Below are 22,640 nucleotides of genomic sequence, written 5' to 3' on the forward strand. Positions count from 1 at the left end.
TTTTTAAACTCTCCTTATTTCATTTTCTACTTGTTTTATTGTATCTTTAATGTCATTTGTATTATCTATTATTGTATCACAGTATTTTCTTTTCTCATCAATAGGTATTTGGGAATTAATTCTAATAGTAGCTTCTTCTCGATCAAATTTGTCTCTTTCAATTAACCTCTTTAATTGAGTTTCTTCATCAGCATATATTAGCCATATCTCATCGAAATATATACCTTCCTTTTTAATCTTGTCTTTTACTTCTATTAGCAAGGGAATATCAATAAATATTAATTCGTAGCCTTTATTTTCAAATTCATTAATATATTCTTTAATCCGTTGATAAACTCTTGGATGAACTATACTATTTAGCTTAGATCTATATTCTTGATCTTTAAATATTATATCACCTAACATTTCCCTATCTATACTCTTATCTTCTTTAAGCACCTCAGTACCAAAGGTTTCAACGATATCTTTATAAGCAGGCTTATTTATTTCTACTACTTCTCTAGCTACTGAATCCGCATCAATAACAGGATATCCTTTTTCTCTTATTATTTTCGAAACAGTACTTTTACCAGTAGCTATCCCACCTGTTAACCCAATCAATTTAAACTTATTTCGTTTCATACCAACTGTCTCCCTCTTGCATATCTACAGTTAAAGGTACTTTCAGTTCTACGGCATTTTCCATCAAATCTTTGAGTAATGATTTAACTTCTTCTAACTCATCTTTATATGTTTCTATTATCAATTCATCATGAACTTGTAATATAAGCTTAGATTTCAAGTTTCTATTTTTCAATTCTCTATATACATTTAACATAGCAATCTTTATGATGTCTGCTGCGCTTCCTTGGATAGGAGTATTCATTGCAGTTCTCTCACCGAAAGATCTTACATTAAAGTTCCTAGATTGTAATTCAGGAATAAATCTCCTTCTATTTAAAAGAGTCTTTACATACCCATTACCTTTAGCCTCTTTTACAATATCATCCATATATTCTTTTACCTTATTATAATTTTTAAGGTAATTATCAATATATTTCTTAGCTTCTTTTCTGCTAATGTTTAAGTCTCTAGATAAACCATAATCACTTATTCCATAAACTATACCGAAATTTACAGCTTTTGCTCTACTTCTCATTATAGAAGTTACATCATCTTTCTCAACTTCAAATACTTCTGATGCAGTTTTTGTATGGATATCCTCTTTATTTTCAAAGGCATCAATAAGTTTTGACTCATTTGAAATATGAGCTAATACTCTTAATTCTATTTGTGAATAATCTGCATCTACTAATTTATGTTCTTCATTATCAGCTACAAATACTTTTCTTATCTTTCTACCTTCTTCAGTCTTTATTGGTATATTTTGAAGATTAGGATTTGTGCTACTTATTCTTCCTGTGGTAGTTATTGTCTGATTAAAACTAGAATGAACTTTGTTTGTTTTTTTATTTATCAGTGGTATAAGTCCATCTACATAAGTTGATTTTAATTTTACTATTTGTCTATACTCTAATATTTTTTCTATAATAGGGTGTTTACCATGTAATTTATCTAATACTTCAGCATTTGTAGAATATCCTGTCTTAGTCTTCTTGATAACTGGAAGTTCCAATTTTTCAAATAGTATGTATCCCATCTGTTTAGGAGAATTTATATTAAATTCTTCTCCACTATAATCATATATTGTCTCTGTTAGATTATTTATTTTATCATCAAATTCATTTCCTAACTCTTTTAATTGATTAATATCAACTTTAAACCCTTGAAACTGCATATCTGCTAAAACTTTTACTAAGGGCATTTCTATGTTTTCATATAGTTCTTTCATATCATACTCTATTATTTTATCCATCAATATCTTTTTGGCTTTATATATAATATTCAATTTAGATGCCATGAATTCTGATAGATCATTTTCTGATATATCGATTAATGATTTTTTCTTTCTTCCAGTACCTAATAAATCATCAGAATTTTTAATATGTATATTTAAATATTCACTAGCTAGATTTTTTAAAGAATAATCCTTTTGTGAAGCTTCTATTAAATACTGAGCAATGACAGTATCAAATGAGATATTATAGATATCAATTCCATATCTAAATAATATTAATATATCTTCCTTAATATCATGACTAGACTTAGAGATATTTGGATTTATAAAAATATCCTTTAATAAAGGTAACTTATCTCTTAAGTCTTCCTCGTTTTTAAAAGAAATATAGAACGAGTCTTTTTCTCTGTATTTAAATGCTAATCCTAGAATATCATCTGTCAAACTATCTGTTCCACCTATTACAAACTTAAAAATAAAGTCATTACCTTCATTAATGTTATTCACTTCTTTTTGTAAGTTCTCTTTATAGGCTAATATATTAATATCCATTTGAAGACTTTCTTTTGCTTCCTCAATAACTTTCTCATCAATTTTTCCTATAAAACTTTTAAACTCTAATTCACTATATAGTTTTAGTAAGTCTGCTTCATTTGGCTTTTCTTTCTTTAACTCTTCTAAATTTATTTCTAATGGAACATTTATAACAATCTCACCTAATCTCCTGCTCATAAATGCTTGACTTTTATTTTCTATAAGTCTTTCTTTTAATTTTTTGCCGGACACATTTTCTATGTTATTATATATTCCTTCAATTGAGTCATACTCTTTCAAAAGCTTTATTCCAGTTTTCTCTCCAACTCCAGGAACTCCTGGGATATTATCTGATTTATCTCCCATAAGTCCTTTTAAATCTATAAATTGAGCAGCAGTTAGTTCATATCTATCTAACATAGCCTTTTCATCATAAGTCTCAAGATTGGTCATACCTTTTTTAGTAATTAATACTTTAATATTTTCATCAACTAATTGAAGGTAATCCTTATCTCCTGTAACTACAATAACATCCATATTCTCATTACTACAATGCTTTGCTAATGTACCTACTATATCGTCGGCTTCATATCCATCTATTTCTACTCTATGAATATTCATTTTATCTAACACATCTTTTAAAATTGGAAATTGCATACCTAGATCATCAGGAGTCTTTTTTCTTCCTGCTTTATAGTCTGTATATTCCTTATGTCTAAATGTTGGTCCTTTCCTATCAAAGGCAACAGATATATAACCTGGTTCATAATCATCTAATATTTTATATATCATAGTCATAAATCCATATACTCCGTTAGTATATAACCCATCTTTATTCTTTAATGGTGGTAATGCATGGTATGCTCTATGTAATAAACTATTACCATCTATCAAAACTACTCTTTTATTATCCATCCTTACAGCTCCTTTAAATCCAATATTCTTAGTATAGTTCTAATTCTAATAGAAATACCCTATACTAAAGTATATCTTAAAAAACATTCCCAGTAAATAAAGGAGATCTATTTAAATAGATCTCCTTTATATTGTTACCCAAATATATAATTATTTAATATTATTCTTTCTTCTCCACCATAAAAATACTGCGATTACTATTATTATTAAAAATAATATTGGAGAAAAAGTTATAATAAATATAAATATAGTTTGTAAAGCTTTTATTATATTATTTATAGTAGAAATAAATCCTTTTTTGGCCTCTGATAATATGTTATCATCTACAGGTTTAATTTCATTATCAATTGTATCAACTTCAATCAATTGTAAGTTGATAGTGGATAATGATACAAGATTATCCCAGTTTTTTAAAGTTGATTGTAACTGTTCAATTTCTGTTCTTATTCTTCTAAGTTCATTTTCTATATTTAAAATATCTTCTATTTTTTCTGCTTTAACTATTAGCTCTCTTAATCTATTTTCTTGAACTTCTAGATTTTTCAATCTAGCTTCTGTATCCATATATGCCTTAGTAACATCATCAGAATTAATTGAAAGATTATTCACCTTACCCTTTGCAGATATATCATCTATAACTTCTTCTAGATAATTTTGAGGAATTCTTAAAGTCATATATCCTTCTTTATATTCTTTTCTGCCCCTATTAATTGTTTGAATATCAGAGTTTTGAATGTATCCTTCTTTTAAATTTATATTGTCGGTTATTTCTTTTAATGTCTTATTAAATTCTATTACTTCTATTCTTATATGAGCATTTTTAATTATTTTTCTATTATCTATTTGTGCTTCTTCTCTAGCCCTGTCTTGAGTCTCATCATCTGCCATTTCTATACTATCCATTTCCCCATAATTACCTAAGTTCTGCTTCATGGGTTCGTTAGCATTACTACTATCCATATCTTTACTTTCCTCTACTGCTGAGTCCATGTTTAAACTGTCATTAGAAAAATAATATATACTTGGCATAATAATCACAAAAAATATTAATACAGCAGCAACTCCTAATCCTATCCACTTTTTATAATTTTTTGGATTCTTTGTGTATTCTTTTTCATCCTCTAATTTACTTCTTAATGTTATTTTATAATCATCAGGTAAGGGTTCATATTCAATTTCTCTTATACTATTCATTACCTTTAATGTTTCATTATATATTTTCTCGCATTCTTTACATTCTTTAAGATGTTTCTCAAATTCTACTTTTTCTCCTTGAATTAGCTCGTCATCAATATAAGGAGATATATTCTCTATACATTTATTACAATCCATTTTCCTCCTCCTTTCTTATATATTAGACCGAATTCCATGGATTTTGTTCCATTTCTTCTTTCAGGATTACTCTCAAATTATCCCGTCCTCTTTTTATTCTTGATTTAACTGTACCAATTGAAATTTCTAGTATTTCTGATATCTCTTTATAAGAAAAATCTTCAATATCTCTTAATATTATAATACTTCTATGTATATCATCTAACTTATTTATTGCATTATGTACTATTTGCTTTGTTTCCTTTTTTTCAACAATGTCTTCTGGAAGATCTGTATTGTCTTTTACTTCTCTATTTATTTCCCCAGTATCAGTTTTGATTGGATTATCTAATGAATAAGTATTGTTAATTTTATTTTTATTAATATAATCAATACATAGATTAACTATGATTCTGTACATCCAAGTTGTAAAAGATGATTTGAAGTTAAAGGTATCAATATATTTAAATATTTTAACAAAAGCTTGTTGCGATACATCTTTTGCATCTTCTGGATTCTTCAACATCCTAAGTGCTATATTATAAGCACTTTTTTGATGGGCTTCTATTAATTTTTCAAATGCATCTATATCACCTTTCATAGATCTTTTTATTAACTTCCTTTCATTTAAGGTCATTTTTTCACCCCTTTCACCTTATATTCTTAAACCTACAATAACTAAAAAAAGTTCCATCATTTATTATAATTATATCACTTTATATAGATAACTAGTCTACTATAATCTAAACAACCTCTTGACTTTTTACTTAGATTTATGTTATTATAGATTTTGTCATAAATATGCCGAAGTGGTGGAATTGGCAGACGCGCCGGACTCAAAATCCGGTGGGGTAACACTCGTATGGGTTCGAGTCCCATCTTCGGCACCAAAAAAATCCTAGGTCAATGACCTAGGATTTTTAAATTATATTAAGAACATAGCAACTATAGTTGTAACAGTTAAGCCTATTATTACAGGCACTAGATTTCTTCTTGCTAATTCAAAGGGGTTAACCCCACATATTGCAGCTGCTGGAATTAAGGCCCATGGTACTAATGTTCCACCGCCAACCCATATAGCAGCTATTTGACCTAAAGCTGTTAATGTTGCAGCTCCCCTTCCTATTGCTGTTGCAAATAGTTTAGCTACTGATCCTGCTAAGGATATTCCTGAGAATCCAGATCCATCTAATCCCGTAATAGTTCCTACAGCAGTTAAAGTCACAGAACCTATCCCGGCATTTAGAGGTACAGTTTGAGCTAATGCTACACCTAAATCATTTACTAATCCAGTTGAGCCATTAGGTAATACTTCTCCAAATACTGAAACAAATCCCATGTCTCCCATATAGAAAAACGCTGCTATTGGTATGACTGGACCAAAAATTTTAAATCCAAATTGAAAACCCCTTATTAAAAATTCAGTAATTTGTTCCATTCCTTTACTTTTATAAGTACACATAGAAATAAGTGTTAATATAAATACTGCAGTACCACCTACTAAAGCAGTAGCATCTCCCCCTTGTAAATTTGCTGTAATCATTATGATTACATCTAACATGAATAACATAGGGATTAATATTGCAAATACTCTTTTAGTTTTTTTAGAAAGTATTTGTTTTACAACTTGACCTTCAGTTCCATCTTCATTTGAGTATAATGTTATATCTACATCTTTTTTATCCACTTTTATTTTCCCTGAATTCATATCTCTTTTCAAGAAAATAAAAGCAGCTATTGTAGTAACTATACCCATAGTAGCCACTAAAGGTATACTAGCACTTATTACTTCCCCCACAGGTAAACCTGCTGCATCAGCTGTTAATTTCGGCGCTCCTTGGATTACAAAGTCACTAGATAAGGCAATTCCGTGTCCAAAAAGATTCATTGCCATTGCAACCCCTATAGCTGGCAATCCTACTTTCAAAGCTACAGGTAATAATACTGCTCCCATTAATGCTACAGCAGGAGATGGCCAGAAAAACCATGATATTACCATCATTAATAATCCTATTATCCAATAGGCTAATGTTGGTGTTTTAATAAATTTAGAAAAAGGTGATACCATAACTTCATTTATTCCAGTTGCTTCTAGAACCTTACTCATTCCATATATAATTGAAATAATAAGTATAGTTCCTAATAGTTCTGATATTGCATATATCATACTATTAAATACTCCAGAAACTGCTTGAGATATAGATGATGTGGCTAATAAACCTAGAATGAAAATTCCTAGTATACATACTAATGTAGTGTCCCTTTTTCGTACCATAACCCCCACTATAAGTAAAATAAAAATTAAGTAAATCCAATGAAGTGAGCTTAGAGTTACTGACATAAACTTCCCTCCTTAAAAATAAATAAGTTTATACCAGTCTATGCTCATTATTTTACTTTGTGAGTGCTTATATGATAACCAAATACAGATTAGAGATATAGTTTTAATACTTATAAAACCAATATACATTAATCATATTTCACTTCTATTGACAAAGAAATATAAGTAAAATATGATTAATGTATATATATTTAGAAAGTGGTGATTTTTTGGATTTTAGACAATTAGAAACCTTTGTAGAGGTAATTAATTCTAAGAGTTTTTCTAAAGCAGCAAATAAACTTTTTCTAACTCAACCTACTGTAACAAGCCATATACAAAACTTAGAAAAAGAACTAGGTACCCCTTTGTTAAATAGATCTAACAAAAGTATTTCTCCTACTACTTCTGGTACTATCCTATATGATTATGCTCAGGATATTATTAATATGAGAGACATGGCCCGTTTCAAACTTGGAAAGTATAAAGGTAAAATAGAAGGAAACCTTGAAATAGCATCTAGCTCTATCCCAAAACAGTATATTCTCCCTTATATTTTAAAAGAGTTTTTTTCAATATATCCTAGTGTAACTGTAGATATAGTACATAATAATTCAAAGGGTGTTATTAATAGTATAATGGATAATACAATTGATTTTGGAATTGTTGGAGCTAAATATAATAATAGATATCTAGAATATATTGAACTGACTAAAGATGATTTAGTTCTAATAGCACCTAAGGATAATCAATTTCCTGAATCTAATGAATTAAGTTTGGATATGGTAAAAAAACAAAATATTATACTAAGGCAACCAGGATCCGGATCCCGGTTATTATTAGAAAAATCTTTAATTGAAATAAATGAATCTATAAAATCATTTAATATAGTGGTAACCACTGAAAGCAATGAAACAATAAAGAAATTCATTGAATTAGGAATAGGTGTTAGCTTCATTTCAAAATTAGCTGTAAAAGAAGAATTAGAAAAAGGAATATTCAAAGCTTATGATATTAAAGAATTAAATCTTGGCAGAAAATTCTTTTTTGTATATCATAAAAATAGAAATTTATCACCCCTAGCTGAAACCTTTAAAGACTTCGTTGTAAAATGGATTAAAAACAATAATAAAGTCGAGCTGTAAAACAGCTCGACTTTATTATTTATGCTTTATAAAAAGCTCTATAGCCTTTATATGTCATATATACATCAGCTTTACTTACTATCTCATATGGTGCATGCATGCTTAATACAGGTACTCCACAGTCTACTACTTCCATACCATATTTAGCTAACATATATGCGATAGTACCACCACCACCTTGATCTACTTTACCTAGTTCACCCATTTGCCAAATTATATCATTTTCATTGAATATTCTTCTAACATCACTTATATACTCAGAGTTTGCATCGTTACTTCCACCCTTGCCTCGTGCACCAGTATATTTAACTAATGTTATTCCTTTATTTATGAAAGGAGCATTTCTCTTATCTAATACTTCTGGATAGTTTGGATCAAATCCAGCAGATACATCAGCTGATAACACCCTAGAATTTAATAATGCTCTTTTTAATAATAACTCATTGTAATTATCTGAATTTAATGCTACTATTTCAGCAGTAATATTTTCAAAGAAGTAAGAGTCCATTCCTGTATTACCCATGCTTCCTATTTCCTCTTTATCTGCAAATAAAGCTACTGAAGTTCTTCTTGGAGTTTCTATATCTAATATGGCTCTAAGACTTGTATATGCACAAACTCTATCATCATGACCATATGCAGCTATAAGACTTCTATCTAATCCTACATCTCTAGATTTCCCAGCTGGAACTGCCTGGAATTCAGCTGTTGTGAAATCTTCTTCCGTAATATCATATCTTTCATTTAATACATTCAGGATATTTAACTTTATCTTATCGCTTAAATCCTTCTCTTGATACGGGATACTACCTATTATGATATTTAACCCTTCACCAGTTATACCTTCACTTAATTTTTTCCCCATTTGGTCTTTTGCTAAGTGAGGTAATAAGTCAGTTATCATAAATACTGGATCATTATCATCTTCTCCTATAGAAATATTTACTTTATCACCATTATTTTTAACTACTACTCCATGTAATGCTAATGGTAGTGAAACCCATTGATATTTTTTAATTCCACCATAGTAATGAGTCTTTAATAATGCTAATTCTGAATCCTCATATAATGGAAATTGTTTTAAATCTATTCTTGGAGCATCTATATGAGATCCAACTATATTCATTCCTTTAGTTATATCCTCTTCTCCTATTATATACATAACTACTGACTTATCTTTATTATTAGCATAAACTTTAGTTCCTGGAGTTAACTTTTCTCCTTTTTCTATAAGTTTATTTAATTCTATGTATCCATTTTCTTCTGCAACTCTAATAATTTCATCAGCAGCTAACCTTTCTGTTTTACCAATATCTAAAAACTTTTTGTAGTCATCTCCAAAACTAAATACTTCTTTACCTTCTTCTGATCCAATTTTGTCCCAAACGTTTTCCCACTTATGAGTTAATTTTTCTTGTAATTCTTTTCCTTTTGATTTATCAGTCACATTCATCCCTCCATTTAATTCTATAAGTAATATGATATAAGCTATTTGAGATAGTGTCAATATTCTAAACATTTTCATTCAAATATTTTATATCATATACTTATTATATATACCCAATATTAATTATTATATCTTTTTTATGTTGTTCTTATATGCAAATATAGCAGCTTGTATTCTATCATTTACTTCTATTTTTTTAAATATATTTGATACATGGTTTTTAACTGTCTTTTCACTTATAAATAATTTTTCTGCAATCTCTCTATTGTTTAATCCTTCTGCAATCAATGTTATCACTTCATATTCTCTTCTAGTGAGAGAATCTTTCTTTGATTTTTCTTCTGGTACATTATTACCGTATTCTTTTACTAACAGGGTTGCCAAACTTGGTTGTATGTATGTTTTGCCTTGATTAACATCCTTTATAGCTTTAATTAATGTATCAGAGTCAGAATCTTTAAGTACATATCCATCTGCGCCCATATTAACTGTTTGAAATAAATATTCTCTATCATCATGAATTGTTAATATAATTATTTTCGATTCACTACCTACATCTTTTAACCTTCTTAAAGCTTCTATTCCGTTAACTGTAGGCATATTAATATCTAATAAAATTACGTTTGGTCTTTTTTCAATAGCTTTTAATATAGCCTCTTCTCCATCGGCTGCTTCCGCTATGACTTGTAACCCTTCTTCTAATTCTAATATTTTCTTTAACCCTTGTCTCATTAATGAATGATCATCTGCAATCATTATTGAAATATTGTTATCCATTGAAGTCATCCTTTCTATTAGTTGGTAATATTAATATTAATTTTGTCCCTTCTCCAGGCGAAGATTTAATCTCTAGCATACCATCTAATAAGATAGCTCTCTCTCTTATTCCTAACAATCCATATCCACTATTCAAATCATCGTTGCTACTCGTAAGGGAGTCAACTTCAAAACCTTTACCATTATCCTTTATAATTAAATTTAATCTTTCTTCATTTACTTCTATTAATATTAATACTCTAGTGGCACATGAGTGCTTTCTAACATTATTTAATGCTTCTTGAATTATTCTAAATACTGCTAGTTGTACATATGAATTTAGCTCCGATTCCATCTCTAGTAAATTGACTTTAACTTCTATTCCTGTTTCTTCAAAGAATATTTGACCATATCTTTGAATAGTAGGGATTAATCCTAAATCATCTAAAGACATAGGCCTGAGATCATAAATAATTTTCCTAACATCCTTAAGACTGCCTCTTACTATATCCTTTAATTCTTTTAGTTCAGTTATAGCTTTGTCTTTATCTATAGATAGCATTTTTTCACAAATCTCAGTTTTGAGGATAACATTCGCTAAGGATTGGGCAGGTCCATCATGTATATCTCTTGCCACTCTTTGACGTTCTTCTTCTTGTGCTTTTATTATCTTAATACCTAGAAGTTGTTTTTTACTTAAATCATCTACGGTTTCTACAACTTTATCAAGGTCACTGCTTAAATATTCTAATGCTACTCCCACTTGAGATACAAGTTTTTCAGCTCGTGATAAGGTATCAAGATTAGTTTTCAATCTTCTTTCTAGTTCATTACGCTTTAATATTATATCTTTTTCTTCTTTCCTTTTTATCATAAGTTGAATTCTGAAGTTATTTGCTACTTCATAGGCACTTCTAATGTCTTCTTCTGTGTACTTCTCAAAATTCCCACTAACTTCTGCTAACTTATTTCTGCTTTTTCTCTCTTTAATTTCTAGTTCATCAACTGCTTTAATCAATTCTTTAGTTTCATTAATTATTTCATCTAATTGATTATTTAATTGTTCACATTCAGATCTCGTATTTTCAGCTATTTCAAAGATTTCTTGTTTACCACACTCAATTGCTGATATTGTTTTATCTAATATTTCATTTATTTTTTGTCCTGTTAATGTTCCATTCAGAATAACCACCCCATATTCCCTTCCTAACATTGTTGACAAAAAGATAGTAAGAATTGACTCTTGCTAAAATTTTCCCTAAGGTCTATTATATCAAATTTTACAATAATATTATTAGTAATATTTAACTATTTCCTGCACCTTATTAGTCTAATGGTTATACATGAATTCTATTAATCTTCTTTAACTAAATCCATACTTACAATTTTTTTCTTTTCTGATTCTGTTAATACCTTTTCTAAGTCAATAAGTAAAATTAATCTCTCATCTTTTTTACCAACTCCAGCAATATACTCACTATCAACATCTGTTATTATATCTGGTGCCTTTTCAATATCTCCCTCTTCAAATCTCACTGTTTGGGATGCTTCATCTACAATAAACCCTACTTGTTTTCCGTCAATGTTAATAACTATAACTCTAGTATTCTTATTAACTATTAGCTCATTTAGATTAAATCTTTTCTTTAAATTTACTATGGGTATTACTTCTCCCCTATAATTTACTATTCCTTCTATGAATGCTGGAGAATTAGGAACTTTTACTGGTTCCTGATAAGGGCCTATCTCTTTAACGTTCATTATATCTATCCCATACTCTTCTTTATCTAGTTTAAATACCACAAATTGTCTTTCTATCATTTTATTTCCTCCTGTTCAAAACTAATATATATCACTTTATTTTTACTAATTCTACAAAGTTCTTATTAATCCTTTTTATTTCGTAAAAAAAGGAATGAAAAAAGACTAAGAATAATATCTTAGTCTACTATTTCTATTGAATCTAACTGGCCTTTAAAGCTCTTTCTAAAATTTTTCAGATATTCTTCACGCAACTTTTTCTGTTCCGTTTTTTCTTCTGATGAAAGACCTTGACTCTTTGATTTCTTTGCTAATTCATTTATTCTATTTATTTTTTCTTTAGATAGCATATATACACTCCCTTTATACTCACTATCATTATTGTAAATTATGTTTAGAAATTTTTCAAGTCTACTAATATCTTATAATTTATTATTTAGTTTGATTTCGATCTCATTTAATATCTCTTCAGACATTAATATTCTATGAACTTTATCTATATCTTTATACATAATCCTATCATCTTCAACCTTACTAATATTCTTTCTTACTTCTTCATAAAGAATACTACTGCCTATTCCGAGCCCTTTATTTTTTCTTAGATCAATAGCTTGACATGCGGTTAATAGTTCCATTGCTAGAATATTTCTAGTATTTTTCAAAACTTCTCTTGCCTTTCTAGCTCCTATAGTACCCATTGAAACATGATCTTCTTGATTAGCAGAAGATGGAATAGAATCCACACTAGAAGGATGACAAAGGACTTTATTCTCTGATACTAATGAAGCAGCAGAATACTGTACAATCATGAAGCCAGAATTAAGTCCTCCTTTCTCTACTAAGAATGCAGGTAAATTACTTAAAGCTGGATTTACTAACCTCTCAATTCTTCTTTCAGAAACATTTCCTAGTTCACTTATAGCTATAGCTAAAAAATCAAAACTTAATGCCATTGGTTGACCATGAAAATTACCCCCTGATATTACAGTGCCATCCTCCGGGAAGATTAGAGGATTATCAGTAGCTGAGTTTATCTCTATATCTATTTTGTCTTTTACATACTCAAAGGCATCCTTACTAGCCCCATGAATTTGAGGTATACATCTCAATGTATATGCATCTTGGACTCTAAGTTCTCCTTGTTCTGTTGTCATCTTGCTATTCTTAAGAATACTTAGTAAATTTCTTGCAGTTTTAACCTGTCCTTTATGAGGCCTAACTAAGTGGACATTTTTATCAAATGCTGTAACAATGCCATTTAATCCCTCAATACTTAGTGATGCTATTACATCAGATATTTTTGATAAATTAATTGCATCATATACTGTCAATGCACCTATTGCCGTCATCACCTGTGTCCCATTAATAAGGGCTAAACCTTCCTTTGAAGTCAATTCAATTATATCTATACCAGCCTTTTTCATTCCGTCCTTTGCTGGTAATTTCTCTCCATCATAAAAAACTTCTCCTTCCCCTATCATAGGTAGGACCATATGTGATAAAGGTGCTAGATCACCACTTGCTCCCAAGGATCCTTTTTCTGGTATAACTGGATGTACTCCTTTATTTAACATTTGAATTAAAGTTTCTACAGTTGAATATCTAATACCAGAGTATCCCTTAGCAAGGGCATTAGCTCTTAATAGCATTATAGCTCTTACAATCTCCTCCTCCAATGGATTACCTACTCCACAAGAGTGACTTATAATTAAATTTTTTTGCAAATCTTTTGCTTTATCCTTAGATATGAATACATCACTAAATTTTCCAAATCCAGTTGTTATCCCATACACAATTTTCTCTTTATCTACAAAATTATCTACTATTTTTCTTGAGATATTGATTTTTTCAATTGCTTCCTCAGATAATTGAACAATATGATTTTCTCTTGCTACTTTTACTAAATCATCAATAGTTAAACTATTGCCATCTATTATTATACTCTTCAAAGGTCCCCACTCCTTACATATTTAATAACTATATATTCAATAATTTATTAGAATTATCCTTTAATATTTCAAAAAATTAAAAATTATCAAATAATTTTATTTGCTCTAATTAAAAGACTATGATTAATCATAGTCTTTTAATGGAAAGACTTCTAAGGGCGTATATATCCTTTTATTTTCTACCTGTTCAGTTTTAAATAAAACTAATTTATTTAATTTAATATTTTTATTTAAATCTTTCTTAATATTCTCATGTATCATATGGATTCTATTTTCAAATACAATCCTTCTCCCTAAAGTTATATGAGGTATATATTTTCTTTTTTCTTTGGCATAGCCTAAGGGTTTGAGATTCTCGTCAATATTAGATTTTATATTATATATTTTATCAATTTCTCCTTCTAAATCTAAATATAACACCCTGAGCATATCTTTGCCTCTAAAATAACCTAAATCAGTATATTTTAATTTTATACTTGTACTCTTATTTGCAATCTTTTTCAAATTATTTTTAACTTCTTCTAAATTACTATTTGAAATTATTCCTAAGTATTTTAAAGTCAAGTGTAAATTATCTATATATACCCAACTTCCTTTTGAAGAATTTGCTTTCAACTTTGTTTGTATATTGCCTAGTTTTATCTTTGTACTTTCGTCAAAATCTAAAGCTATAAAAGTTTTCAATTATTACACCCCGTGTTTATATTTTTATACAACTATTTCTTTGTTGTATCTGATATGGTAATTTAATATGTTTTTCTCCCACATCTTCTTTTCTTAATTCCTTGATTACTCTTCTTATTGCTACAGCTCCTATATCATAAAAAGGTTCTTTAACAGTTGTAAGCTTTGGTCTTATTAAAGAAGCAATAGAGATATCACCAAACCCTACAACTGAAATATCTTCAGGTGTATTAATCTGGTTATCATAACAGTAATTTAATGCTCCTATAGCTATTTCATCATTACTACAAAATAGTGCAGTCAATTCATTTTTTATAATTGATTGATCTAAAGCTTCATAACCATGACCTATACTTATACCTTGAGTTTCAAATATAAATGAAGGGTCTAACTCCATTTCTTCCATGGCTTTACTATAACCCTCATATTTTTCTATCTGTGTTGAATTTTCATCTTCTAAATATCCTACAAAACCAATATTCTTATGTCCTAATTTAATTAGATACTTAGTTATCTCATATGCTGCAAAATGATAATCTATACTTACTGTAGGATACTTATCAAATTTAGAATACCTACTTAAATAAACAAAAGGAATACTATACTCACTTATTTTTTCATCAATTTCATCATTTATAGTATCAGAAATTAATATCATTCCCTCAACTTGTTTTCTGTTGAGAAGTTGAATATATTTTAATTCTGCTTCTTTATCTCCGTAGGTACTACATAACAGTATGTCATAATTATACATTTTACCTACCTCTTCTATACCTCTTACCATATCTGCTACATAGGAATCAGCTAAATCAGTGACAATTACGCCTATAAGATACGATTTTTTAGTAACTAAAGTTCTAGCTATTTCATTGGGCTTATATCCTATTTCTTCTATAACCTCTAATACTTTTCTCTTTACTTCTGGGCTTACAGGTTTTGAATCATTTATAACTCTAGAAACAGTAGATATTGATACCCCCGATAGTTTTGCTACATCTTTTATTGTTACTGCCATTTTTACACCTCCAAAATTTAAACAAGAATTGAAGCAACATCAGAGATTACATTAGCAAAGTTGAAAATATTATAATCAAATTCTTTTTCTTTAATAGGAACGGATAATTGTATTATACCTTTTATGGAACCACTAGATATTATAGGTACTATTACAACTGACTGCCAATCAGGGTTGCCAGTTAAGTTGTCTATCTCATTTATCTGTTCCCAATCTATTAAGTATTCTCCTGTTTTCTTCTCAATTACTTTATTAATAAGACTTTGATTTATTTTATGCTTATCAATCCAATCTTCTATAAATCGTTCTCTAGTATATATTTGTTTGATGCTTTTGTCATTATTCAAAAGTATCAAGGTTCCTTCTTTTGCTTCAGTTATCTCTATCAATCTTCCAAGCATCAAGAAATACTTGCTAGTTTTTGAAATATCTTCCTTTATTAATTCTATTATTTCTACCATTGCAGATACTATTCTATGATCCTGTACAGTATTGCCTGTTACTATACCAGCTAATTTATCAATTCTTTTTGTTGGTTTTGTTAATGATTTTTCCCAAATTATAGTTTTGTTTCTACCGGTATTTTTAGAATTATATAATGCTTGATCAGCTTTTTCAATTATTTCATCTTTAAACTGTCCATGGATAGGGTATTGGGATACTCCTATACTAATTGTTATATTACCTGGTTCATCTAATAACTTCTCATTATTTATTCTTTTTCTTATTTTTTCCGCCACTATATAAGCTTCATCTTTATTAGTTAATGGTAGTATTATAATGAATTCCTCTCCACCATATCTAGCCACAATATCACTACTTCTAATACTCTCTCTTAGTATCTCTCCTACTTTTTTTAGTATTAAATCTCCTTTTTGGTGTCCATAGGTATCATTAACGTCTTTAAACTTATCTATATCAGCCATAAGTAATGAGTAAATTGTATCTTCTTTTCTACACTTATTATACAATTCACCATAGGCAATCTCCATATACTTTCTAGTATAAACATTGGTTAATTTATCTATTGAGGATAGTATTTTGAAATTATAATTATCAATATTTAATAGTATTAACTTAGTTAACTTTTTTAATTTTAAATAGATTTTATTATTAAATTTATTAAATAATTTATCAGTATCTAAATAGATATAACCTACAATCTTTTGGTCATCTAACTTTTTACTTCTTCTATCTTTATCCATGTTATTATGGGAACTATTAGGACTTTCAATAGATAAGAATATCATGGATGTAATTGTTTCCGAGAAATTTTTACCTATATGTTTATCATATCCACTATCTACAGAAGATTTTATATATCCATTATATCTAGAAATTAAAAGTTTCTCTATTATCTTCTGCGCTTCATCAAATTCATTCATCCCTTTAGATATTAATATTTCATATTTATCATTTTCTTCATTATATATTCCTACTATAGCTCTCTCTGCCAAGGTTTCTTTCATTGCATATTTGACTATTAATTCAATATTCCCTAATGAATTCGTATCAAGATTGTCCAAAAGATCATCAATACCATTTATATTATCTAATAATGAATCACTATATTGTTTTGAAACTGTTTTAAGGAACTTTTCATTATTAAATAATTCCTCATATTCCTTAAAGTCAAAGTATTCATTTGTAGAAATTGTTCTATTATAATCCAATAATTTTTCTCCATTTTTTATTATATGTTTGATTTGTCTTAATTTATAAATGGTCTCATTTATACCAAAGCTTTGAGCAAAATTATTTTTTATATTTTCTTCTTGAAGTTTAGAAACAAGTTTATACATACTCTCAATAAATAACAAATAATAATTTGCTGCGAAAAAATAACTATTATTTGCGAAGTATTTTTCTCCCAATATTCGACTTATAATTAATTCCATAATAGGAATATTTAATTTTTTTGCTTGCTTATATAATACTTTCAAGTCATCAAACTCATCGTGATTTAAAGCATTAACTAATACCAATCTCATCAAGCTTAAATATTCTGTATCAAATTCTTTTGAAAGATTATAATCATTTTCAACTATGTCCTTTACAATTTTAATATCCTTCTTCAGTAAAGCAATTATACCCCATATTAATAAATAGTATCTACTATCCCATATTAACTCTGTTCCATTGTAAAAATCTATTAAATGATATAGTTCATTTACATCAAAATTTTCATTTTTCATATACTTTATCAATAATTTTACACTTAATGAGTTCAAGTAAAAAGAGTTTTTCTCATCGCTGTGTCTATTGAAAATCTCATCACATATCTCGTTACACTTCGACCATTGAGCTGTTATAAGATGAAACTTTAATGCTATTTCAAAGTATTTATCTATATCTTCTATTGTTATTAATCCACTATTGTATTGATCTCTAAGCTCGTCAATATATATTTTTGCTTTATCAAACTCACCAGTATCTATATATATATTAGCTAAATTTATATATGCTGATGAAACCATATACTTCTCATCAATATCAATAGCTATATTTAACATTTTATGAGTATATTCTTTAGCTAAATCATATTTGTTTTTTCTTATATATATTGAGCCTATATTTATAAAGAAAATCGCCATATTATGCAGAGAATTATAACTTTTTGATATATCTAAACCCTGCTCATAGTACTCCATTGCTTTATCTATATTTCCATAGTATTCTCCATATATTAATCCGAGGTTGTTTATAGGTTTAGTTATTTCTAAGATGTTGTTAGTTTTCTCATAATAAAATACACTCTTCTCATAATATTTTAATGCATCTTTTAGATTTCCCATCAACATACTGATCACACCTAACTGATTGTATAACTCAGCAATGCAATAGTTATTCCCCTGTTCTAAAGCAACTTTTAAGTATCTTAAACTCATAGCAAAAATTTCTTCGTTTTTTCCCCTAGAAAAATTAATTCTATTAATTGCTATTATTGACGTCAATAAACCATCAGTATAATTAATTCTTTTAGCTACTTTTTTTGATTCTATTGCTAAGTCTAATGCAATGTCGTATTCGGCTAATCTACTATTGATATCACTTAATAAATTATTAATATCAACTATTTTTATAAAATCATTTTGCTCATAAGAAATTTCTAGGGCTTTTTTATAGTATTTCATAGCTTTATTCTTTGAACCTTGCTCATTAGTAAGATTTCCTAAATTCATGTAAATTTCAATGCTATATTCACAATCATCAATATAATTTAATATTCCCATAGCCATCTCCCATATCTCTAATGATTGACTATTAATATTTAATTTTCGCATTGCTTTTGCAAAATTAATAGCATAAAAAATTGCTTTTCTATATTGATGGGACATTTTTAAATGATATATTAATTCTTCTATATTGTTCCTATCTTCTTCTTTATATAATTTCTCAAGAATATTTGAAGCCTTTTTATGTAAGCTAACCCTTTTGTCATCTGTTAAATTATAATATATATAGTTTTTAGCCTGGGTATTATATAAGTCATAAGTGTATCCCCAATCCTCTAACTTTTGTTCTAATAATTTCATTGTAACTAATTTATCTATAATTTGATCAAGTTCCTCATTTTCTGTTTTGTCTAAAATTTTATTAATTATATTTTTAGAAATAGATGTATTAAATACAGATATTTTTTCTATGACATTATATACTTTCTTGGGAAGTAATTTTAATTGATTTTCAATAGCTTCATTTATATTATTAGGAATATACATTTTAGAGTAACTCTCAGATTTATAGTCCCACAGGCCATCTTCATTTATATAAAGTTCTTCTCTTGCAAAAAGATTTTTCATTACTTCTTCTATATACCTTGGGTTGCCATCAGTCTCTTTATATATATGTGTAGCAAAATTTATAGGTTTTATATTCATTCCCATAATATTTTTCATTGCTATAGATGTTTCATCTAAATTAAATCTAGATAACCGTATCTTCAAACTTTGTTTATTATACATCCAATTTTTCAGATACCTATTATATACAATATTATTTTCAATTAAGTCAGAATTATAAGTGAGTATTATTGTTATAGGGTAATCTTTTACATAATTAATCATATAGTTTACAAGATTATATGTATCCTTATCTGCAAGATGAAAATCATCAAAGATTATATATGTTGTCTTTTCAGATACATCTGATATATAGTTAGCAATCCTATCATATAACCTTAACTTTTCTTTTTCTCCACTTAAGGTTTCAGATGGATGGATATCATATTTTCCCTTCAGTTCTGGTATTAATTTAACTATTTCTGTACCATATTTATTTAGTAGTTTATCATCATATCTTTTAATTATCGTTCTTAAAATACTTTTTACAGATTTAAAGCTTGTACTATTTTCTGAAGTTATTTTACTCCTATATACTTCTCTAGATTTTAACTCCAATCTATATTCTATTTCAGACAATAACCTAGTTTTTCCAGAACCTTCTTCCCCATCAATCATTATAAGTGTTTTGGAAGTTGAAGAGTCATTTATTCTTTCATCGTTTTTAAAAATCAAAGATAGTTCTTCATCTCTACCTATTATTTTTGTATTAAAATTTAAAGATTCTCTATTGTCCTTTACAAGTTCTTCATAATTAAAGTTATGAATATTGTTGAGATCCTTGATTATACCTTTGAAATTATCGTATCTAATTTTAATATCATGACTTAACAGCTTATTTATTATCTTTAATAGTTCTTGATGAATTCTCCTCATATCAAAATGATACTTAGATGAAAATATTAAATCCTTATTATAATTATCACTTGTCATCATATATTCTAATAGCTTACCTGCTCCATATATATATTCATAAATATTCATAACTCCTGATGACTTTATAAAATCTGGAGTTTTTATAAAGTCAAAGTATGTATTATACTCATTTGTTAAGATCTCACCCTTTATAGAAGCAATATCTTTAACTTTTAAAATTAATTCAGAACCTTCGTTATTTATTAGTATATTTTCTGGATGTAAATAACTTGTATTAATTCCCCTAAAAGATAAATAATCACAGGCTGAACATAATTGAGAAAATAAACTCAAAACTTCAAGTGAATTAAGTTTATGTTTATAATTTATAAGACTCTCACCAGTAAAATACTCACTAGTATAAAAATATCGAGCTACATTCACAGGTTTATTATCAACTGAGTTAATAATAGAAAAATTATAATTTTTTAAAATATATTTGTTTTTTAAACTTGAAAAGTCAGTAAAATCTTTAGTGAAATATTTTATTAGATCAGTATTATTATAATTAAAAATTTTTAAATATATATATGTATTTGAATTTAAAAAGTCTATAGCTTTATAAACTGTGTATGTCTTGCTTTCACAATGAATATCAATAATTTTATATCTATTATTTATTATTTCCATTCTAATAATTTCCCCCTAAATGGATTTTCATTCTATGTTTTACCTTAAATTATATCACATTTTATTAACAATTTTATTAATAATAAACAATAAATAATATTCTATAAAGTTATCTTTTCTAAATAGCAAAAAAGTACATTAAGATGTACTTTTTATTCTTCCATAACTTCATAAAGTCTTATTAGATTTTTAGATAATATCTTCTTTTCATCATCACTAAAGTTTCTTAGTTTCTCTCCTAGGTAGGCTTGTCGTCTATATAATACATCCTTAACTAATTTATGTCCTTTTTCTTCTACCTTAACTCTTACTATCCTTCTATCTTTCTCATCTTTAAATCTGCTTACCAAGTTATTTTTTTCCATTCTATCAATTAAATCAGTTATAGTGCTGCATGCTAAGGACATTTTATTGCTTAATTCACCAATGGTTAATTCTCCTTCAGATATTAACCACTGTAATGCTATAAACTGAGGAGGAGTAATACTAAAGTCTTTTAATATCTCTCTACCCTTTTTTCTAATTATATTATCAATTTTTCTCAAACTTTTTTCAATACTTACAACTTCATCCATAATAAACCTCCAAATCATTAGCTATACTAAAGATTTTAGCTCTAAATTTAATATAAGTCAATATTCTTTAAAAAAACAAAGACAGAAGATAATATTAGTCTTCTGTCTTTGCTACAAATATAGGTAAAATGTTTGGTAGTATTTTAATATTCACAGGTAATTCTCCCGCGAATTCTCCATCTATATCTACCTGTACTTCATCCTGAGATAGATTTTCAATAGTTATATCACTAGTTTTAAAATACTCAACTTTTGAATTATTTATATGCTCTCCAGAATATATTTTTAAAAATATTGAAACAATATCTTGAAGCTCAGCTTTTTTTATTATCATACAATCTAATAATCCATCTTGAACTTCAGCGGTTGGTGATAGTTTTTTAAATCCTCCAACTGATTTACCATTTGATATTACAAATAATAATATATCTTCTTCTGAAGAATACTCTTCACTAGTTATTTTAACCTTTATTGGCTTAAATTTTTGTTTTGGTATTTCTTTTATACCTTCAAGGTAGTATGCCATTCTCCCTAAAACCGTTTTGCTTTCTGATGGAACCGTATGAGCTACATTAGTTAGTAATCCCCCAGTGGCAACATTAACAAAATATTTATTATTACATGAACCCATATCTACATGCTTAATATTCCAATTTTCAATCATTTTCACAAAATCATAAGTGGTTCTAGGAATCTCCATGTAAGTAGCAAAATCATTAACTGTTCCTCCAGCTAATATAGCTACTGGTAATTTTTTATTAGAAATAGCTACTCCAAATGCAACTTCATTAACTGTTCCATCTCCTCCACAGACGATAATCCCATCCCAAGGACCTTTACATGTTTCTATAGCTTCATTGAAGGCATCATCCTTTTTTTTAGTAGCATATTTACTAATTATATAACCCTTATCTAATAGTTTCATTATAATGTCATCCATTCTTTTTTGAATCATTTGTCTACCAGATGAAGGATTATATATAACCTTTATTCTCTTCATTTCT

Annotated in this window: 17 protein-coding genes and 1 tRNA gene; 2 read left to right on the top strand and 16 right to left on the bottom strand. The window is 27.9% G+C overall.

Annotated features, from left to right (window positions below):
* Positions 1-3 precede the first annotated feature (3 nt).
* The 4 genes from coaE to GOQ27_RS01945 form a co-directional block, all read right to left on the bottom strand.
* A complete protein-coding gene (gene coaE / locus GOQ27_RS01930) occupies positions 4-621 on the bottom strand; it encodes a dephospho-CoA kinase (protein ID WP_203365129.1) in 618 nt (205 codons plus the stop codon).
* The gene (gene polA / locus GOQ27_RS01935; protein ID WP_203365130.1) at positions 608-3,286 is read right to left on the bottom strand and encodes a DNA polymerase I; all 2,679 of its coding nucleotides are present in this window, start codon (positions 3,284-3,286) and stop codon (positions 608-610) included. Before polA ends, coaE begins: the two co-directional genes overlap by 14 nt.
* Positions 3,287-3,436: 150 nt before the next feature.
* Positions 3,437-4,618: a DUF4349 domain-containing protein gene (locus tag GOQ27_RS01940; RefSeq protein ID WP_203365172.1), complete on the bottom strand. Its 1,182-nt coding sequence runs from the start codon at positions 4,616-4,618 to the stop codon at positions 3,437-3,439.
* Between the two features lie 22 nt (positions 4,619-4,640).
* Positions 4,641-5,234, bottom strand: a complete 594-nt coding sequence (locus tag GOQ27_RS01945; protein ID WP_203365131.1) for an RNA polymerase sigma factor — start codon at positions 5,232-5,234, stop codon at positions 4,641-4,643.
* Positions 5,235-5,400: 166 nt separating this feature from the next.
* On the opposite strand from GOQ27_RS01945, the gene GOQ27_RS01950 reads away from it, so the two are divergent.
* Positions 5,401-5,487: transfer RNA gene (locus GOQ27_RS01950), tRNA-Leu, on the top strand.
* A gap of 35 nt (positions 5,488-5,522) precedes the next feature.
* Here GOQ27_RS01950 and GOQ27_RS01955 read toward each other — a convergent pair.
* Positions 5,523-6,938, bottom strand: a complete 1,416-nt coding sequence (locus GOQ27_RS01955; RefSeq protein ID WP_203365132.1) for a hypothetical protein — start codon at positions 6,936-6,938, stop codon at positions 5,523-5,525.
* Positions 6,939-7,117: 179 nt separating this feature from the next.
* On the opposite strand from GOQ27_RS01955, the gene GOQ27_RS01960 reads away from it, so the two are divergent.
* Positions 7,118-8,062: a selenium metabolism-associated LysR family transcriptional regulator gene (locus GOQ27_RS01960; RefSeq protein WP_252187713.1), complete on the top strand. Its 945-nt coding sequence runs from the start codon at positions 7,118-7,120 to the stop codon at positions 8,060-8,062.
* Positions 8,063-8,081: 19 nt separating this feature from the next.
* Here GOQ27_RS01960 and GOQ27_RS01965 read toward each other — a convergent pair whose 3' ends face one another.
* From GOQ27_RS01965 to GOQ27_RS02015, 11 genes are all read right to left on the bottom strand, one after another.
* The gene (locus GOQ27_RS01965; RefSeq protein WP_203365133.1) at positions 8,082-9,509 is read right to left on the bottom strand and encodes an aminopeptidase; all 1,428 of its coding nucleotides are present in this window, start codon (positions 9,507-9,509) and stop codon (positions 8,082-8,084) included.
* Between the two features lie 126 nt (positions 9,510-9,635).
* Positions 9,636-10,286, bottom strand: a complete 651-nt coding sequence (locus tag GOQ27_RS01970; protein WP_203365134.1) for a response regulator — start codon at positions 10,284-10,286, stop codon at positions 9,636-9,638.
* Positions 10,279-11,478: a sensor histidine kinase gene (locus GOQ27_RS01975; protein WP_203365174.1), complete on the bottom strand. Its 1,200-nt coding sequence runs from the start codon at positions 11,476-11,478 to the stop codon at positions 10,279-10,281. Before GOQ27_RS01975 ends, GOQ27_RS01970 begins: the two co-directional genes overlap by 8 nt.
* A gap of 140 nt (positions 11,479-11,618) precedes the next feature.
* Positions 11,619-12,086 (bottom strand): chemotaxis protein CheW, encoded by a 468-nt coding sequence (locus GOQ27_RS01980; protein WP_203365135.1) that lies wholly within the window; start codon positions 12,084-12,086, stop codon positions 11,619-11,621.
* A gap of 119 nt (positions 12,087-12,205) precedes the next feature.
* A complete protein-coding gene (locus GOQ27_RS01985; protein WP_203365136.1) occupies positions 12,206-12,376 on the bottom strand; it encodes a DUF896 domain-containing protein in 171 nt (56 codons plus the stop codon).
* Positions 12,377-12,448: 72 nt separating this feature from the next.
* Positions 12,449-13,975 (bottom strand): histidine ammonia-lyase, encoded by a 1,527-nt coding sequence (hutH, locus tag GOQ27_RS01990; protein WP_203365137.1) that lies wholly within the window; start codon positions 13,973-13,975, stop codon positions 12,449-12,451.
* Positions 13,976-14,098: 123 nt separating this feature from the next.
* The gene (gene thpR / locus GOQ27_RS01995) at positions 14,099-14,659 is read right to left on the bottom strand and encodes an RNA 2',3'-cyclic phosphodiesterase (RefSeq protein ID WP_203365138.1); all 561 of its coding nucleotides are present in this window, start codon (positions 14,657-14,659) and stop codon (positions 14,099-14,101) included.
* A gap of 16 nt (positions 14,660-14,675) precedes the next feature.
* Positions 14,676-15,674: a LacI family DNA-binding transcriptional regulator gene (locus GOQ27_RS02000; protein WP_203365139.1), complete on the bottom strand. Its 999-nt coding sequence runs from the start codon at positions 15,672-15,674 to the stop codon at positions 14,676-14,678.
* Positions 15,675-15,691: 17 nt separating this feature from the next.
* Positions 15,692-21,061 carry a diguanylate cyclase gene (locus tag GOQ27_RS02005; protein WP_203365140.1) on the bottom strand — a complete coding sequence of 1,790 codons (5,370 nt, stop codon included), beginning with the start codon at positions 21,059-21,061 and terminating at the stop codon, positions 15,692-15,694.
* 152 nt (positions 21,062-21,213) lie between these two features.
* Positions 21,214-21,636, bottom strand: coding sequence for a MarR family winged helix-turn-helix transcriptional regulator (locus GOQ27_RS02010; RefSeq protein ID WP_252187714.1), 423 nt, complete (start codon positions 21,634-21,636; stop codon positions 21,214-21,216).
* Positions 21,637-21,730: 94 nt separating this feature from the next.
* Positions 21,731-22,636 (bottom strand): diacylglycerol/lipid kinase family protein, encoded by a 906-nt coding sequence (locus GOQ27_RS02015; protein ID WP_203365142.1) that lies wholly within the window; start codon positions 22,634-22,636, stop codon positions 21,731-21,733.
* Between the last annotated feature and the right edge of the window lie 4 nt (positions 22,637-22,640).

The organism is Anaeromonas frigoriresistens, from assembly GCF_016820655.1.
Taxonomy (GTDB): Bacteria; Bacillota; Clostridia; order Tissierellales; family SIT17; genus Anaeromonas; species Anaeromonas frigoriresistens.

Bases quoted from the DNA above. Each gene is read 5' to 3' on its own strand.
- coaE (WP_203365129.1), bottom strand. From the start codon at position 621: ATGAAACGAAATAAGTTTAAATTGATTGGGTTAACAGGTGGGATAGCT.
- polA (WP_203365130.1), bottom strand. From the start codon at position 3,286: ATGGATAATAAAAGAGTAGTTTTGATAGATGGTAATAGTTTATTACAT.
- GOQ27_RS01940 (WP_203365172.1), bottom strand. From the start codon at position 4,618: ATGGATTGTAATAAATGTATAGAGAATATATCTCCTTATATTGATGAC.
- GOQ27_RS01945 (WP_203365131.1), bottom strand. From the start codon at position 5,234: ATGACCTTAAATGAAAGGAAGTTAATAAAAAGATCTATGAAAGGTGAT.
- GOQ27_RS01955 (WP_203365132.1), bottom strand. From the start codon at position 6,938: ATGTCAGTAACTCTAAGCTCACTTCATTGGATTTACTTAATTTTTATT.
- GOQ27_RS01960 (WP_252187713.1), top strand. From the start codon at position 7,118: ATGTATATATATTTAGAAAGTGGTGATTTTTTGGATTTTAGACAATTA.
- GOQ27_RS01970 (WP_203365134.1), bottom strand. From the start codon at position 10,286: ATGGATAACAATATTTCAATAATGATTGCAGATGATCATTCATTAATG.
- GOQ27_RS01975 (WP_203365174.1), bottom strand. From the start codon at position 11,478: ATGTTAGGAAGGGAATATGGGGTGGTTATTCTGAATGGAACATTAACA.
- GOQ27_RS01980 (WP_203365135.1), bottom strand. From the start codon at position 12,086: ATGATAGAAAGACAATTTGTGGTATTTAAACTAGATAAAGAAGAGTAT.
- GOQ27_RS01985 (WP_203365136.1), bottom strand. From the start codon at position 12,376: ATGCTATCTAAAGAAAAAATAAATAGAATAAATGAATTAGCAAAGAAA.
- GOQ27_RS02000 (WP_203365139.1), bottom strand. From the start codon at position 15,674: ATGGCAGTAACAATAAAAGATGTAGCAAAACTATCGGGGGTATCAATA.
- GOQ27_RS02005 (WP_203365140.1), bottom strand. From the start codon at position 21,061: ATGGAAATAATAAATAATAGATATAAAATTATTGATATTCATTGTGAA.
- GOQ27_RS02010 (WP_252187714.1), bottom strand. From the start codon at position 21,636: ATGGATGAAGTTGTAAGTATTGAAAAAAGTTTGAGAAAAATTGATAAT.
- GOQ27_RS02015 (WP_203365142.1), bottom strand. From the start codon at position 22,636: ATGAAGAGAATAAAGGTTATATATAATCCTTCATCTGGTAGACAAATG.